Below are 12,471 nucleotides of genomic sequence, written 5' to 3'. Positions count from 1 at the left end.
AGGACGGTTCGGAAGGAGGAACGGTGGACAGGCGGCGCGAGCCGGACTGCAGACGATCGTAGTGCGCGCGCCGCCGCCCGGGAATCTGCGCCTGCCTTATCATGATCAGTCTTTCCGATCACCAGCCCCCTCCATGGCGCTTACGCTGTCGCAGCTCCGCATCTTCCGGGCCGTCGTCGAACACGGCAGCCTGCGCGCGGCGGCACGCGCGCTCGATCTCGCGCAAAGCGGCGTTACGCAGCAACTGCAAGGCCTCGAAGCCGCGCTCGGCGCGACGCTCGTCACGCGCACCAACCGCGGCATCGTGCCGACGCCCGTCGGCCAGCGGCTGCTGCTGCGCTCCGGCGCGATCCTCGGCGAATGCGAGCAGGTCGAGCGCGAAATCCGCCAGTTGAGCGGCGCGTACGAAGGCACCGTCACGCTCGGCCTCGTGACCGAGCCGCTGATCGACGCGTTCGCGCCGGTGCTGACCGCGTTCCGCGCGCGCTTCGACCGGATCGACGTGCACCTGCGCACCGGCACGTCGCGAATGATGATCGGCTGGCTGCGGGAGAACACCGTCGACTTCGCGATCGCGCTCGTGTCGAAGGAAACCGACACGACCGATCTCGCGGTCACGCCGCTCTATGCGTCGGCGCCCGTGATCGTCTGCCGCAACGGCCATCCGAACGCGCACGCGCGCTCGCTCGCCGAGCTGGCGGGCTGCGCGTGGGTCTCGACGCGCTCGCCGAACCTGAGCGCCGATCCGGTCGTCAACCGGCTGCTCGCGTATTTCGACACGCACGGCGAACCGCCGCCGACGATCCTCGCGACGGTCGAAGGGATGTTCGAGACGTTGCAGCTCGTCACGCAGACCGATTGCCTGTCGCTCGAATCGGAGGCCGTGACGCGCCACGGGCCGTTCGCATCGTCGCTCGCGGTGGTGCCGGTGCGCGAGCGCGCGGCGGCGCAGGACGTCTGCCTGCTGCAGCGCGCCGCCGTGCCGCTGACGCCCGCCGCGCAGGAACTCGCGTCGATGCTCGCGTCCTATCTGCGGATGGTGCGCAGCAAGTAAGCGGGCGCCATGCGACCGGCAAGCGGCCGACCGCGTCGATGCGGTCGGCGCAGCGCGCCCTTTACGCCCTTTACGCCCTTTACGCCCTTTACGCCCTTTACGCCCCTTACGTCCCTTACGCCCGCCGCGCCGCGCACGCGGTTTCAATCCGCTTCACTCGCCCCCGTCCCGCGCCGTCTCGCGCAGCATCGACACCGCCGCCAGCGACACCAGCACGCACACCGCGACATACCCGGCCGGCGCGAGCTTGCTGCCCGTCGCCTGGACGAGCCACGTCGCGACGAGCTGCGACGTGCCGCCAAAGATCGTCACCGCGAGCGCATACGCGATCGAGATGCCCGTCGCGCGCACGTGGCGCGGGAACGACTCGCACATCAGCGCGAACTCCGACGCGGAGCCCATCGAATAGAACACCAGCATCAGCGCGGTCGCCGGCATCATCACCGACAGCGTCGGATGGTGGTTCATCAGCCAGAACGCCGGAAACAGCAGCGCGACGAGCACCCCGCGGCCGACGAAGATCGGCAGGCGGCGGCTGCCGATCCGGTCCGACAGCCAGCCGAACAGCGGACACATCACCAGCGTCACGCATCCCGACGCGACGCCGACGAACATCGACAGCTTCATCGGCAGCCCGAGCGTATGGATCGCATAGGTCGGCATGTAGAAGGTCAGGATGTATGTCGACACCGTGCCGCCCATCACCGTGAGCGTCAGCAGCAGCACCGTGCGCCCGTGCTGGGCGAACAGCTCGCGCAGCACGCCGCCGTCGAGCCCATGGTGGCCGTCGCCGGGCGCATCGTCGGCGAGCCGCCGGCGCAAGTACATGCCGACCGGCGCGATCAGCACGCCCGCGAAGAACGGCAGCCGCCAGCCCCAGCTTTCGAGCGCGTCCTTCGCGAGCGTGTTCGACAGCAGCGCCGCGAACCCCGAGCCCATCAGCGCCGCGCCGCCCTGCGTCGCGAGCTGCCAGCTCGCGCGGAAACCGCGCCGCGACACACCGCCCTGCTCGAGCAGCGTCGACGTCGCCGCACCGAACTCGCCGCCCTGCGAGAAGCCCTGAATCAGCCGGGCGAACACGACGAGCAGCGGCGCGGCCACGCCGATCTGCGCATACGTCGGCGCGATCGCGATCAGGCCCGTGCCGAACGCCATCAGCATGATCGTCAGGTTCAGCGCGGCCTTGCGGCCCTTGCGGTCCGCATAGACGCCGAGCACGATGCTGCCGAGCGGCCGCGTGAAGAAGCCTGCAGCGAACGTCGCGACCGACAGCAGCAGCGACGTCGTCGGGTCGCTCGACGGGAAGAACAGCTTGCCGATCAGCACCGCGAAGAACCCGTACACGGTGAAATCGAAGAACTCCAGCCAGTTGCCGATCACCGCCGCCGCGATCGCGCCGCGCCGGGGGACCACCGGCGCATCCGGCCAGGCATCCGCGGTCACGGTCGCCGGCGGTACGGCCGGCGCAGTCGCATGCAGCGCGAGATTGTCTTTCTGCATCGTCAGGTCTCCTCTCGAAGCGGCCGGAGGCGCCGGCCGCGCCCTGCCGCCGTCACCGGCCCAGATAGCGTTCCACGAGGCGCGTCCAGAACGCCGCGCCGATCGGCAAGTTGCGATCGTTGAAGTCGTATTTCGGGTTGTGGACCATGCAGCCGTCCTCGCCTTCGCCGTTGCCGAGCCGCACGAACGAACCCGGGCGCTGCTGCAGCATGAACGCGAAATCCTCGCTGCCCATCAGCAGGTCGGTCTGCTCGACGACGTTCGCGTCGCCCACCAGCTCGCGCGCGACCTGCGCGGCGAAATCGGTTTCCGCATCGGAGTTGACGACGACCGGATAGCCTTCGATGTACTCGACGTGCGCGGTCGCGCCGTAGCTCGCGGCCTGCGATTCGGCGAGCTCGACGATGCGGCGCTTCAGCAGCGCGCGCACGTCGGGGCTGAACGAACGCACGCTCAGTTCGAGGCGCGCGCCGTGCGGGATCACGTTGTTCGCGGTGCCCGCGTGCATCGAGCCGACCGTGACGACGGCAGGCTGCGCGGGATCGATGTTGCGCGCGACGATCGTCTGCAGCGCCATCACGATGCTCGCGGCGACGACGACCGGATCGACGCTCAGGTGCGGCCGCGCCGCGTGGCCGCCGACGCCTTCGATCGAGATGATCGCCTTGTCGCCCGCCGACATGAACGGGCCGCGCCGCGTCAGGAACACGCCGGGCGCCGCGCCCGGATGGTTGTGCATGCCGAACACCGCGTCGCACGGGAAGCGCTCGAACAGTCCGTCGTCGATCATCTTCTTCGCGCCGCTGTCGACGCCGTGCTCTTCCGCCGGCTGGAAATACAGGTGCACGGTGCCCGAGAAATTGCGCGTCTTCGCGAGCTGCTGCGCGGCGCCGAGCAGCATCGTCGTGTGGCCGTCGTGCCCGCACGCGTGCATCTTGCCGTGCGTCGCGCTCGCGTACGGCAGGCCGGTCGCCTCGTGGATCGGCAGCGCGTCCATGTCCGCACGGATGCCGATGCTGCGCGTGCCGTCGCCCACCCGCAGCGTGCCGACCACGCCCGTCTTGCCGACGCCGCGCGTGACCTGCCAGCCCCATTGTTCGAGCCGGTCGGCGACGAGCGCGGCCGTCTCGACTTCCTCGTAAGCGAGTTCCGGATGGCGGTGGATGTGATGGCGGATCTCGCGCAGCCCGGCGGCGGCGGGCTGCAGGTCTTCGATTTCGGTGAATCGGGTGTCGGTCATGTCGTGGCTCCGGCTTCTTGTCTGGCGTCCCGGCGCACGTGCGTGCGACAGGACGAAAGCGAGCCACTATATCGAGCCGATTTCGATTCAATAAGATGTGAAATTTTTCACCCCGATAACATTTTTTGATCAGGGTTATCCCTCGACGCGCCAACAACGCGCGGCATGACACGCATGCCGCACGATCGAAATCATTCGGCCGCCAATCGGCCGATCAGCGACCGCCCGGCAGCGCTATGTCGACGAGCACCGGATCGTGATCCGACGAGCGGTACGCATCGGGCGCGTAGTAGGTCCGTTGCTGCTCGGCCGTCTTGTACGCGAGCGTGTACTGCAGCGCGACCGGCTCGTCCGCGTTGATGTGCCATTCGTGCACGGCCTTCACGTGCGCCGCGAGCGGCAGCGACGCGAGCGCGTGATCGAGATAGCCTGCTTCGCCGTTGTACACGTAGCTGTATGCGTTGGCGCCGACCCAGCGCGACACGAGGTTCCGGTAGCCGCGCGACTCGAGCAGGCGGATCGGATCTTCATGCGTGTAGCTGTTGAAATCGCCGATCAGCAGCACGCCCTGACCCTGCACGCCGGTCGGTGCGCCAGCGAGCCAGTCCGCGAGCTTCGCCGCCGCGCGCGTGCGCGTCGCGTTCCAGCAACCTTGGCCGTCGCCCTGGTCGAGATCGTCGCTCGCCGCGTCCGGGCAATTCTTCGATTTCAGATGGTTGACGGCGACCGTCAGCGCCTGGTTTCCGCCAACGCGCCGGAACGATTGCGCGAGCGGCTGGCGGTTCTTGTCGTCGATCGCGAGCGTCGCCACGCGGCCGACCGGTTCGACCTTGCGGCTGTCGTAGATCATCGCGACCGCGATCGCGTCGCCGCCGAGCCTCGACGTGCCCGGATCGACGACGCGCCAGCTGTCGCCGAGCTTCGCCGCGAGCTGACGCACCGCGCTCAGTTCGCCGTAGCCGTTGTTCTGGATTTCCATCAGGCCGATCACGTCGGCGTCGAGCGCCTTCAGCGCGCTGACGATCTTCGCGTCCTGGCGAACGAATTCCTGGTAGTTCTTCGCGCCACGGTTGTTCGGATCGTCGAAGCCGCCGCCGAGGCCGTTGCCGTTGAAGTAATTGAGGACGTTGAACGAAGCCACCCGCAGGTTCGACTTCGGGTCGCGCGCAGGCGCCGCGGTGCGCGGATTCGCGCGCGCACTGAACGCCGGCGCGGCCGCGCCGGGCACCGGCTGCAGGCGCCACGTGCCGTAGCGCATCTCGAGCACGCCTTCGACGTTGCTGACCGTGTAGCCCGCACGCAGCGTGTTCGCGGCCGAGAGTTCCGGCGCCGGATACGGCACGGTCGCCGGGTTCTGCTTGTTCGAGCCGTCGTCGAGGATCAGCCGGTTGCGCGCGTTCGCGTCGATTTGCGTCTGCGCTTGCGCGGGCGGCACGACGCTCGTCGGCGTGCGCAGGCGGCCGTTGCTGAGCATCACGCTGCCGTAGCGGCCGAGTTCGTAGATGTCGGTGACGGTCAGCGTCTGCGGCAGCCGCACGAGCATGCCCTCATACGCGGCGAAGTCCGACGTCGACGCGACCGGCAGCGTGAGCGTCGCGGGCGTGACCGTCTGGCCGTTCGCGCACACCGCGATCGCGCCGGACAGCGTGAGCTGCGTCTGGCCGTACTTCTCCTCGACCTTGCCCGTCACGTGGACGAGATCGCCCGCCTTCGCGCGCGCTTTCGGCGAGTAGACGAACAACCCCTCGGAGACGCCCGGCTGGTTGCGGCGCTGCGGATCGGCCTGCTGGACGAAGAAGCCGCCGAAGCCGTCGGTGCCGCCGAAATCGGCGGTGACGACCGCTTCGATCGACACGTTCTGGCCGGCGAGCGGCGACGGCGCGCCCGGACCTTGAATCTCGGCGATCGGCGTCGTGCTGCCGCCGCAGGTCGCGCTGACAGGCGCGGCGGTCGCCGCGAACACCGGCGTGGCAAGGGCGGGCAGGAGCAACAGGGTGACAAACAGCGGCGTCGGCGTGCGCATGGCGAGATCCGGGTTGTGAGGGTGTCGAAAGCTTAGCGACGCACGATGACAGTTTTTGGTAAATACAAGACAGCAATATGTAATGAATTGGCGAGTCCGGACGGTCCGCCATGCGGCAGCGCGCGGATCTGCAACCCCGTTCGAAATCGGGTTAGTCTGGAGCCCTTCCAGCCATCCGAAGCCGTTCCCGATCGAATACGCAGATGAGCAAATCGTTACCCCTGAGCGCGCTGCACACGTTCATCGAAGTCGGCCGATGCGGCAGCATGAAGCGCGCGGCCGACGTGCTTTGCGTTTCCCCCGGCGCGGTCAGCCAGCAGATTGCGAAACTCGAGGATCGGTTGATGGTCCGCCTCTTCACGCGAACAAGCCGCGAAGTCGAGCTGACGGCGTCGGGGCGGGCGTTGTTCGAGCAGTTGCTGCCCAAGTTCGACGAGATCGAGGCGATCTGGTCGAATGGAATGGCCACGGACCTGCGCGTCGTCCGATTGACGATCAGCACGACAGCATCGTTTGCCGATGCATGGCTGGTGCCGAGGCTCGGCCATTTCAACGCGCTCCATCCGGACATCGAGATTGCCGTCGACAGCAGCCCGCGGCTGCTCGACCTGCGTCGCGACTACGTCGATATCGCGATTCGCCACGGACTGGGCACCTACCCGGGACACGCGGTCTTCAAGATCTGGACACCCGAGCTGCTGCCGGTCTGCAGTCCGCGCCTGCTGAGTCCGGACCGGCCGATTGCAGGCCCGCAGGACTGCCTGGGCTATCCGCTGTTGCAGGACGCCGACCGGGCCGACTGGACGCTCTGGCTCAAGGCATTCGGCATCGAAGACAAGCGCGCGCAGCGCGGCACGAGCTTCACCGACGATTCATTGCTCGTGAAGGCGGCGATCTCCGGACAAGGCATCGCGCTCGTAAGGGATGTCTACGTCCACGACGAGATCGCGGCGGGGCACCTGGTTCGGGCGCTGGATCTGCCGTGGCCCACGCAGTTCGCTTACTACGTCGTCTGCAGCGACCAGCGAGCGGACGAATGGAAAATCGACGCGTTCCGGACCTGGATCCAGCGCGAAATCCTGCAGGACCGGAACGCAAGCGCGTGAGTCAGGACTGCCGCTTCATCCTCAACGCTCCCGACAGACCGGTGATCTTGCCGGCCGCAAGCGCGGTCCCGAGCAGGATCACGACGCAGCCCAGCGACGCCTGCACCGTAATGCGTTCGTGGAGAAAGATCGCCCCCCAGACCACGCCGAAGATCGGGATCAGAAACGTCACCGATGCGGCGTACTGGGCACCGGCGTTGCGGATCAGCCCGAAGTAGAGGATGTAGGCAACCGCCGTGCAGAGCCCGCCCAGCAGCGCGACCGCCACCCAGTCGATCGCATGGATCGGCGTGTGCGGCCAATACAGGTACGCTGCGGGCGCCAGCGCGAGCGCGGCGAACAGCTGGCTGCCGAACGCGGAAACAAAGGGCCGCACGCCGGCGAGCCTGCGTTTCGAATAGTTTGCGGCAAAGCCGTACGACAGTGTCGCGAGCACCGCCGCCGCGACCGCACCGAGCACCCCGTTGCTGCCTGCGCCGATCGCATCCCACGCCAGCATCACCACGCCGGCGAACCCGACCAGCAATCCCGCGACCTGCGCGCGCTTGAGCGGGGTACCCAGCCACAGAAAGGCAACGATTGCCGTCCACATCGGCGTCGTCGCGTTCAGGATCGAGTCCACGCCGGCCGATACATAGAGCGCCGCATAGGTCAGCAAGCAGAACGGCAATGCCGAATTCATGATGCCGACGACGAACAGCGGCCCGGCGTGTGTCCGGAACTCCGTGCGCGCGGCGGCGTTTCGCAATACCGGCAACAGCAGCACGGTCGCGATCCCGACACGCAGCGCGATCAGCGGAATCACCCCGAACGCGGGCGCCCCCATCCGCATGAACAGGAAGGACGCGCCCCAGATTGCAGCGAGTGAAATCAGTTGAATCGCGTTCATGGCGAAGTCTCTAGCGGAGTTCAGGGTCCGGCCTGACGGCCGGAAACGATGACGGTTGCTGCTCGAGACAATGTGACGGCACCGGTCCGCAAGGACAAGCGAGCTTTTCGTGCAGTGACTTCAGATTTTCTGCATTGACGTGTCGGCGCGGTGCGTGCGGTGCGATCGGATGACGCGACGTCGCAGACGCAGCGTCGCGCCGACGTCCGTCGCGCTCAAGCCGCCCTGCGCGTCTCCGCGATCCGCTGCGGCGCCTTGGGCCGCGCATACAGGCGTTCGAGATACGCCTGCAATTGCGGGAATGCATCGATCAGGTGGAATTCGTTGGCCCAATCGATCAGATAGACCGTCACGCAATCGGCCACCGTCAGCGTGTCGCCGACGATGAATTGGCGCCCTTCGAGATGCCTGTCGAGGATCGCGGCCATCGCGGCGAACTCCTCCCGCGCCAGCTCGATATCGGCCGGGCTGCGCTTCTCCGGCGGATAGAGCATCGAATGCCGAGTCATTCTCCACAGTGGCTGTTCGAGTTCCGTCACCGCGAACATCACCCAGCGATACACGTGCGCCCGCTCGGCGAGATCGTCCGGCAGCAACGCCTTCTCCGGATATTTGTTCGCGAGATACAGCACGATCGCCGCCGATTCGGGAATCACGAGGTCGCCGTCCACCAGCACGGGCACCTTGCCGGCGGGATTGATGCGCAGGAATTCGGGCCGCTTGTGCTCGCCCTCGAGCAGGTTGACCGGGATGAATTCGAAGTCCGCGTCGAGTTCCTTGAGCCCCCAGAGCGCGCGCTGCGTCCGGGTTCCGGCGAATCCGTAAAGCTTCATGACGAATCTCCAAAGTGTCGTGTAGATCTGCTGCTGGCGGGCGACATTCGCAACGGCCCTCGTGACGCCCGCAACCCCATGCGGCTCAGGCGCCGGGAATCGGCAGGACCGGCATCACGTCGATCGACTCACCCGGGAAGATCGAGAAATGCGGGTGGCCTTCGAACATCCTGGCCGCCTCCTCCTGCGACGCGGCTCGCACGACCGTAAAGGCGGTCAGCGCATTCGCCGTATCGGCGATGCCGCGTTCGTCGATGGTCTTGGTCTTGCCGAGCGGCCCGCCGATCTCGACGATCGATGCCTGATGCCGGTCGACCCACGCCTTCCATGCCGCAATGCCTTCCTTTTCCTTCGCCTGCCGATCCTGTTCCGAAAGCGACATCCACGCCTTCATGCGCGGGCTGTCCTTGCTGCCGAGAAATACGGCGAGAAACAACTGCTGTGCGCTCATGCGTCCTCCGTCTGTTGATGGGCGCGACGGGACATCGCCCATCGCCCTTGACAAGATAGGTTGATATCAACACAATTGCAACATGTCACGTGCAGAAAGACTCCCCTTCGAAACGACGCTGATGGTGCGCGATTGCTGCCTGTGCCTGCACATGCAGCGGGCAGCGCGCAACCTGGCGCGGATATTCGACGACGTCCTGCGTCCGCTGGATCTCACCAACGGGCAGTTTTCGCTATTAATGTCGCTGAACCGGCCCCATCCGCCGGCGATGAAAGCGGTGTCGTCGCTGCTGGCAATGGATCGCACCACGCTGACGGCCGCGCTCAAGCCGCTCGAGCGCCGCAATCTGGTCACGATCCAGCAGGATCCGGACGACAAGCGCAGCCGCCTGCTCAGCCTGACACCCGCCGGCCACCGCCTGCTGGCCAGAGCGTTCCCTCTTTGGCAGCAGGCGCACGCCGAAATCGAAAAGCCGTTTGCGCCGGGCGAAGTCGATCAACTGCGTCGCCAGTTGGCCGCGCTTTCCTGATGCTTGCGACGCGGATCGATCGCGCCTCGTCATTCGTCATCCGAAACAATCGACCGTAGAATACGGGGTCCGACGCAACCCGAGAAGGACGCCCGACTCCGTGCATCAGCTTCCGGCCTTGGTTCTGGATTTGGCTTTGGACCGGTTCAGCGTCACGGCCGCGCGAACGAGCGTCTTCAACGCATCCTCGTCGATCGCCTCGCCTTCGCGGATATCGATCGCACGCCGCGTGTTTCCGTCGAGACTCGAGTTGAAGAGGCCCGCCGGATCCGCGAGCGCCGCGCCTTTGGCGAACGTCATCTTCACGACGCTCTTGTAGGTCTCGCCGGTGCAGATGATGCCGCCGTCGGACCACACCGGAACGCCTCGCCACTTCCATTCCTCGACGACGTCCGGGTCGGCTTCCCGGATCAGCGCGCGCAGCCGGCTGAGCGTCTCGCCGCGCCAGTCTGCGAGTTCCTCGATTCTGCCGTCGATCAGTTGGGACGGCGACTTGTCATCCTGCGGCCCGCCATTCTTCATGTCCTTGTCTCCTCGAGGGTCAACGCCAAGCCTGCGGCGCGATACCGGCCGCCTTCAGTCGATCCGCGCGAGCACCTGCTCGAGCGACGCGAAGAACTTCTGCCAACCGTACTGCGCGCCCTGGTACGCCTGCTGCTGATCGTGCCGGAAGCCCGTCTGCTCCATGCGCAACAGCGTGCCCGTCTGCGTCGGGGTGAGCGTCCACGTGACGACGCTGTCGACACCATAGGCCGCCCACGTGTACGCGAGCGTCCGGTTCGGCTCGACGGTCAGCACCTGACAGTCGACCGCGCCCCAGTCCGCGCGAAGATTGAAACGGTGCGCGACGACAGGCACGAAATCGTTCTGCATCAGCCACTCGGCGATCAGGTGCGGCTGCGTGAGCGCGCGCCAGATTTTTTCCGACGGGAAAGGCATCTCCCGTTCGACGACGACGGAGCGCGTTTCGGTCGAGATATTGCTCATTGGTCCATCCTCTTCAGCAGATCTTCGAGTTGGTCGAACCGGCTTTCCCAGAAGCCGGTCATCTGGCTTGCCCAATCGATCAGCGGCGCGAGCGCACCGAGCTGCGCGCTGTAATGCGTGTGCCGGCCCTCGTGGCGGTCGCGCACGAGCCCGGCCTGCTTCAGCGCACCGAGATGCTTCGACACGGCCGGCTGCGAGATCCCGGCTTCGGCCGTCAGCGCGCCGACCGTCTGCTCGCCGTCACGGCACAAGCGCTCGAAGATCGCCCGCCGGGTCGGATCGGCAAGCGTTCTGAAAAGGACATCGTGAGCGTTCTGCATGTTGCAATTCATAACCAGCGAGTTATGGATGACTATAGTCGAACCGGCGAACGAGTCAAGCGCGAGCGCGATCCGATCGATACGGGCACGCGTCGCGGCCGGTCACCGCCGCACCCTCCGCCGCCCCGCGTCGATGCCGTCGCGCCGCCGATGCTACGATCGCGCTTTACGCCAAGGAACCTCAATGAACGCGCTCGGCATCGTCTCCGGATCGGACACCAGGACCTCGGATCTCCGGCCGCCGTTCATTCCTTCGTTCGGCTTTTACGAGGTGCACGAATCGAAGCCGATCGACGCCGATCCCGCGTGGATCATCGATACCGTCGCATCGCTCGACATGCGCACCGATCCGGCCGGCGCACACGCGCCCCGACGCCTTTCCGGACCCGATCGATGACCCGCATCCGCAACCACCTGAACATCGCGCAGCTCCAGGCGTTCGTCTCCGCCGCGCACCACAAGAGCCTGCGCGCCGCCGCGCGCGAACTCGGCGTCACGCAGCCCGCGATCACGCATACGATCCGCGAGCTCGAAACGGCGCTGAACGCGGAGTTGCTGGTCCGCAGCGTCCGCGGCGTCGATCTGACTGCCTGCGGGCACGCGCTGCTGCCGCGCGCCGAGCAGTTGCTCGGCGACATGCGCCGCACCGTCGAAGCGGTCGAGCAGGTGAAAGGAGAGATGTCGGGACGCGTCGCGGTCGGCACGATGCCGTCGATCGCGCTGACTGCGTTGCCGTACGCGGTGACGGCGTTCCGCCGGTCGATGCCGCGCGTGAACCTGCATCTCGAGGAAGTGACGGTGCCGGACGCGCTCGCGCAGTTGCGCAACGGCACGCTCGACATCGCTGCGATGCACCATGTCCCGGCGCTCGACCGCGATTTCACGCAATGGCCACTGTTCTCGACCGAATTCGCGGTCGTGATGCGCGAAGGCCATCCGCTCGCGCATGCGCGCCGGTTAGAGGAATTGCTCGAGGCCGAATGGATCGTCACCGTCGGCGCCGACGAATTCCCGCACAGCGTGGTGCTGACGATGTTCGACGCGCGCGGCCTGCCGCGGCCGACGCGCCTGCTGCGCTCGCCGATGTCGTTCGCGGTAACGCTCGGGCTCGTCGCGCGCTCGGACGTGATCGCCTGCTTCACGCGCCCGCTGGCCGCGACGGTCGCGCCGCTCGGCATCCGCACGGCCGACCTCGACGAAAACATGCCGCGCTTCGACCTGTCGATCATCGCGCGCCGCGACCTGCTGCCGACGCCGGCCGTCACGCAATTCGTCACGTGCCTGCGGCAGGCCGTCAACGAAACGCTCGGCTGAATCGTTCCTGTGCTCAAGACGGTTGCGCCGACGTGGTAGCGCCGCTGTCGGGCCCGGCCGACGGCTATCGGGGCATTTCCTAGGCGCCCTGCCGGTATTTTGTCTTGATAATCTCCGCACGTCGCGCGCCCCTATCGGGCAAGCGAAACGGACAGTCCGACGCGAAGCCGCGCCGGACCGAAGGCTTACGGCGCGGCACAACCGCGCACCCATCGAACAAAACGA

At 66.7% G+C, this 12,471-nt stretch carries 14 protein-coding genes; 5 read left to right on the top strand and 9 right to left on the bottom strand.

Features of this window, described 5'->3' with window-relative positions; genetic code table 11:
* The first annotated feature begins 133 nt into the window (after positions 1–133).
* Positions 134–1,054, top strand: coding sequence for a LysR family transcriptional regulator (locus tag ACV229_RS08265; RefSeq protein WP_448082621.1), 921 nt, complete (start codon positions 134–136; stop codon positions 1,052–1,054).
* A gap of 153 nt (positions 1,055–1,207) precedes the next feature.
* On the opposite strand, the gene ACV229_RS08260 is transcribed toward ACV229_RS08265, so the two are convergent.
* The 3 genes from ACV229_RS08260 to ACV229_RS08250 all read right to left on the bottom strand — a co-directional run bounded on the left by ACV229_RS08260 (position 1,208) and on the right by ACV229_RS08250 (position 5,817).
* Positions 1,208–2,554: an MFS transporter gene (locus tag ACV229_RS08260; RefSeq protein WP_448082620.1), complete on the bottom strand. Its 1,347-nt coding sequence runs from the start codon at positions 2,552–2,554 to the stop codon at positions 1,208–1,210.
* A gap of 52 nt (positions 2,555–2,606) precedes the next feature.
* Positions 2,607–3,794 (bottom strand): M20 aminoacylase family protein, encoded by a 1,188-nt coding sequence (locus ACV229_RS08255; RefSeq protein WP_448082619.1) that lies wholly within the window; start codon positions 3,792–3,794, stop codon positions 2,607–2,609.
* A gap of 214 nt (positions 3,795–4,008) precedes the next feature.
* Positions 4,009–5,817: an ExeM/NucH family extracellular endonuclease gene (locus ACV229_RS08250; protein WP_448082618.1), complete on the bottom strand. Its 1,809-nt coding sequence runs from the start codon at positions 5,815–5,817 to the stop codon at positions 4,009–4,011.
* A gap of 203 nt (positions 5,818–6,020) precedes the next feature.
* Between ACV229_RS08250 and ACV229_RS08245 the strand changes: the two genes are divergently transcribed.
* Positions 6,021–6,923 (top strand): LysR substrate-binding domain-containing protein, encoded by a 903-nt coding sequence (locus ACV229_RS08245; RefSeq protein WP_448082617.1) that lies wholly within the window; start codon positions 6,021–6,023, stop codon positions 6,921–6,923.
* A 1-nt stretch (position 6,924) separates the two neighbouring features.
* On the opposite strand, the gene ACV229_RS08240 is transcribed toward ACV229_RS08245, so the two are convergent.
* From ACV229_RS08240 to ACV229_RS08230, 3 genes are all read right to left on the bottom strand, one after another.
* The gene (locus ACV229_RS08240; RefSeq protein WP_448082616.1) at positions 6,925–7,812 is read right to left on the bottom strand and encodes a DMT family transporter; all 888 of its coding nucleotides are present in this window, start codon (positions 7,810–7,812) and stop codon (positions 6,925–6,927) included.
* A 215-nt stretch (positions 7,813–8,027) separates the two neighbouring features.
* Entirely contained in the window at positions 8,028–8,645 is a 618-nt protein-coding gene (locus tag ACV229_RS08235) for a glutathione S-transferase family protein (RefSeq protein WP_448082615.1), read from the bottom strand.
* 85 nt (positions 8,646–8,730) lie between these two features.
* Complete coding sequence (locus ACV229_RS08230; RefSeq protein ID WP_448082614.1) at positions 8,731–9,096, bottom strand: hypothetical protein; 366 nt, start codon at positions 9,094–9,096, stop codon at positions 8,731–8,733.
* Positions 9,097–9,178: 82 nt separating this feature from the next.
* Here ACV229_RS08230 and ACV229_RS08225 point away from each other — a divergent pair, with 82 nt between their 5' ends.
* On the top strand, positions 9,179–9,625 hold the full coding sequence (locus ACV229_RS08225; RefSeq protein ID WP_448082613.1) for a MarR family winged helix-turn-helix transcriptional regulator: 447 nt from the start codon (positions 9,179–9,181) through the stop codon (positions 9,623–9,625).
* Between the two features lie 105 nt (positions 9,626–9,730).
* Here ACV229_RS08225 and ACV229_RS08220 read toward each other — a convergent pair whose 3' ends face one another.
* Genes ACV229_RS08220 through ACV229_RS08210 form a run of 3 tightly spaced genes read right to left on the bottom strand, consistent with a single transcriptional unit; the run spans position 9,731 to position 10,932 of the window.
* Positions 9,731–10,147, bottom strand: a complete 417-nt coding sequence (locus tag ACV229_RS08220) for a DUF1801 domain-containing protein (protein ID WP_448082612.1) — start codon at positions 10,145–10,147, stop codon at positions 9,731–9,733.
* Positions 10,148–10,201: 54 nt separating this feature from the next.
* On the bottom strand, positions 10,202–10,612 hold the full coding sequence (locus tag ACV229_RS08215) for an SRPBCC family protein (RefSeq protein WP_448082611.1): 411 nt from the start codon (positions 10,610–10,612) through the stop codon (positions 10,202–10,204).
* Positions 10,609–10,932, bottom strand: a complete 324-nt coding sequence (locus tag ACV229_RS08210; protein ID WP_448082610.1) for an ArsR/SmtB family transcription factor — start codon at positions 10,930–10,932, stop codon at positions 10,609–10,611. Before ACV229_RS08210 ends, ACV229_RS08215 begins: the two co-directional genes overlap by 4 nt.
* Between ACV229_RS08210 and ACV229_RS08205 the strand changes: the two genes are divergently transcribed.
* Positions 10,931–11,329: a hypothetical protein gene (locus ACV229_RS08205; protein WP_448082700.1), complete on the top strand. Its 399-nt coding sequence runs from the start codon at positions 10,931–10,933 to the stop codon at positions 11,327–11,329. The genes ACV229_RS08210 and ACV229_RS08205 overlap by 2 nt on opposite strands.
* Entirely contained in the window at positions 11,326–12,246 is a 921-nt protein-coding gene (locus ACV229_RS08200; protein WP_448082609.1) for a LysR substrate-binding domain-containing protein, read from the top strand. Before ACV229_RS08205 ends, ACV229_RS08200 begins: the two co-directional genes overlap by 4 nt.
* Positions 12,247–12,471: the final 225 nt, after the last annotated feature.

The organism is Burkholderia sp. MR1-5-21, from assembly GCF_053427715.1.
Note: the sequence above shows the minus strand (reverse complement) of the source record. Positions and strands in the feature narration are given on the sequence as shown.

Excerpts from the sequence above, each read along its gene's own strand:
- ACV229_RS08265 (WP_448082621.1), top strand. The coding sequence starts at position 134 with ATGGCGCTTACGCTGTCGCAGCTCCGCATCTTCCGGGCCGTCGTCGAA.
- ACV229_RS08260 (WP_448082620.1), bottom strand. The coding sequence starts at position 2,554 with ATGCAGAAAGACAATCTCGCGCTGCATGCGACTGCGCCGGCCGTACCG.
- ACV229_RS08255 (WP_448082619.1), bottom strand. The coding sequence starts at position 3,794 with ATGACCGACACCCGATTCACCGAAATCGAAGACCTGCAGCCCGCCGCC.
- ACV229_RS08250 (WP_448082618.1), bottom strand. The coding sequence starts at position 5,817 with ATGCGCACGCCGACGCCGCTGTTTGTCACCCTGTTGCTCCTGCCCGCC.
- ACV229_RS08245 (WP_448082617.1), top strand. The coding sequence starts at position 6,021 with ATGAGCAAATCGTTACCCCTGAGCGCGCTGCACACGTTCATCGAAGTC.
- ACV229_RS08240 (WP_448082616.1), bottom strand. The coding sequence starts at position 7,812 with ATGAACGCGATTCAACTGATTTCACTCGCTGCAATCTGGGGCGCGTCC.
- ACV229_RS08235 (WP_448082615.1), bottom strand. The coding sequence starts at position 8,645 with ATGAAGCTTTACGGATTCGCCGGAACCCGGACGCAGCGCGCGCTCTGG.
- ACV229_RS08230 (WP_448082614.1), bottom strand. The coding sequence starts at position 9,096 with ATGAGCGCACAGCAGTTGTTTCTCGCCGTATTTCTCGGCAGCAAGGAC.
- ACV229_RS08225 (WP_448082613.1), top strand. The coding sequence starts at position 9,179 with ATGTCACGTGCAGAAAGACTCCCCTTCGAAACGACGCTGATGGTGCGC.
- ACV229_RS08220 (WP_448082612.1), bottom strand. The coding sequence starts at position 10,147 with ATGAAGAATGGCGGGCCGCAGGATGACAAGTCGCCGTCCCAACTGATC.
- ACV229_RS08215 (WP_448082611.1), bottom strand. The coding sequence starts at position 10,612 with ATGAGCAATATCTCGACCGAAACGCGCTCCGTCGTCGTCGAACGGGAG.
- ACV229_RS08205 (WP_448082700.1), top strand. The coding sequence starts at position 10,931 with ATGTTGCAATTCATAACCAGCGAGTTATGGATGACTATAGTCGAACCG.
- ACV229_RS08210 (WP_448082610.1), bottom strand. The coding sequence starts at position 10,932 with ATGCAGAACGCTCACGATGTCCTTTTCAGAACGCTTGCCGATCCGACC.
- ACV229_RS08200 (WP_448082609.1), top strand. The coding sequence starts at position 11,326 with ATGACCCGCATCCGCAACCACCTGAACATCGCGCAGCTCCAGGCGTTC.